Origin of the sequence: Actinokineospora spheciospongiae, from assembly GCF_000564855.1 — a bacterium.
GTDB classification, from domain to species: domain Bacteria; phylum Actinomycetota; class Actinomycetes; order Mycobacteriales; family Pseudonocardiaceae; genus Actinokineospora; species Actinokineospora spheciospongiae.
Window position 1 is genome coordinate 1 of record NZ_AYXG01000108.1, and the last position, 1,982, is coordinate 1,982.

General features: G+C 71.9%; 2 protein-coding genes. Both read left to right on the forward strand.

The annotated features are described in order from the left end of the window. Window positions 1-247 precede the first annotated feature (247 nt). On the forward strand, window positions 248-961 hold the full coding sequence (locus UO65_RS15565; RefSeq protein ID WP_233427600.1) for a histidine phosphatase family protein: 714 nt from the start codon (window positions 248-250) through the stop codon (window positions 959-961). Further along, window positions 939-1,814 carry an NAD(P)H-hydrate dehydratase gene (locus UO65_RS15570; RefSeq protein ID WP_035283190.1) on the forward strand — a complete coding sequence of 292 codons (876 nt, stop codon included), beginning with the start codon at window positions 939-941 and terminating at the stop codon, window positions 1,812-1,814. The genes UO65_RS15565 and UO65_RS15570 overlap by 23 nt, the downstream gene beginning before the upstream one ends. Window positions 1,815-1,982 lie beyond the last annotated feature (168 nt).

Sequence of the window (1,982 nt, forward strand, 5' to 3'; positions counted from 1 at the left end):
AACCACGGCACGGCTGAGCAGATCCACCCGGGCACGCCCACAAAACGACCGGGCCTTGAACCGACAGCACACGACGCAATCCCGCGCGAAGCAGATCCACCCACCAAACGATCGGCGCTTGCAGACCAACGGCACGCTGAGCGGATCAGCCCCCCGAGCGGCACAAGACCATGGCAAGCCCCACCCGGGGTTCCGGCCCGCCCAGAACGGGTATGTCGGGCACGTGACGGATCTTGGATGGGTTGGTGTGGTCAGGCACGGTGAGAGCACCGGCAACGTGGCCAGGGAAGAGGCAGAGGACGGCGGGCGCGACGTCATCGACATCGCCGAGCGGGACGCGGACGTGCCGCTGTCCCCGCGCGGCGAGGACCAGGCGACGGCCGTCGGGCGGTGGTTGGCCACCCTGCCGGAGGAGCAGCGGCCGGAGGTGATCGTGTGCTCGCCGTACCAGCGGACGTTCAGCACCGGCCGACTGGCGGTGGCGGAGATCGACTACGAGCCGGTGTGGGTGGTGGACGAACGGCTGCGGGACCGCGAACTCGGCGTGCTCGACCTGCTCACCGCGCGCGGGGTGGCCAACCGCTTCCCCGACGAACTGGTCCGCAAGGAACGCCTCGGCAAGTTCTACTACCGCCCCCCGGGCGGCGAGTCGTGGGCCGACGTGGCCCTGCGGCTGCGGTCCCTGCTGGCCGACCTCGAACGCCGCCACCCCGGGGCGCGGGTCCTGCTCTTCGCCCACGAGATGACCGCCTACCTGCTGCGCTACCTGCTGGAGGGCGTCCCCGAGAAGGAACTGCTCACCGTGGCGCACAGCACCGTCGTCGCCAACGGGTCGGTGACCTCCTGGGTGCGCGAGGACGACGGCGGGTTCCGCATGGAGCACGAGCACGCCACCGAACACCTGCGGGTGCGCAACGTCCCGCCGACGGAGAGCGAAGATGCCGAAACCGAATCGGTCTGACCCCACCCCGATCACCTCGGCGCTGCTGCGCGAGTGGGGGCCGCCCGGAACCGGCAACGGCACCGTGCTCGTGGTGGGCGGCGCCCGGCGCGCACCGGGGGCGGTGCTGCTCAGCGGCATCGCCGCACTGCGCACGGGCGCGGTCACCCTGCAACTGGCGGTGGTGGAACGCCACGCGTCCGCACTCGGCCTCGCCGTCCCGGAAGCCCTGGTCGTCGGCCTGCCGGAGGCCGACAGTGGTGCCGTGTCCCGCGACGCGGCCGACGTGCTGGCCGACCTCGTCGCCGACGCCGACGCCGTCGTGCTCGGCCCCGGCCTGACCGACGTGGACGAAACCGGCGCGCTCCTCGAGAAGCTGCTGCCCCTGGTCGCCGAGGACACGCCCGTGGTGCTCGACGCGTTCGCCCTGGGCGCCATCGGCACCCACCCGGAACTCGCCGAACCGGTGCACGGCAGGCTCCTGCTGACGCCGAACACCGTCGAGGCCGCCTACCTGCTCGGCCGCCCGGAGGACCCCGTCGAGGACTTCGTGGACGCGGCCGTGGAGATCGCGGAACGCCACCGGGCCGTGGTGAGCCTGATGGGCGTGGTCGCCGACCCGGGCGGGCAGGTGTGGCGGGACGCGACCGGGCACGTGGGGTTGGCCACGTCGGGCAGCGGGGACGTGCTGGCCGGGCTCGTGGGCGGGCTGCTCGCCTGCGCGGTCGATCCGGCTCGGGCCGCGTGCTGGGCCGGGCACGCGCACGCGATGGCGGGTCAGCGGCTGGTGCCGAGGACCGGGCTCACCGGGATGCTGGCGCGCGAACTGCTCGACGAGGTGCCGCTGGTGCTGGTGGAGCTGCGGATGGGTTAGGACTTGTTCGTTGCGGCCGGTCTCTTGCTGTGATGTCCGGGTGGTCTTTTGCTGTGATGCCCGGGTGGGGGTCTGCTTCCCTTGGCTGTGTTTTCAGAGCCCGGTCTTTTCGCTGTGGTGCCCGGGTGGGTGGATGTGTTTGGCCGGGGCCCCTATGGCGATCATGTG

Coding starts and splice junctions, on each gene's coding strand:
- UO65_RS15570 (WP_035283190.1), top strand. CDS start 939: ATGCCGAAACCGAATCGGTCTGACCCCACCCCGATCACCTCGGCGCTG.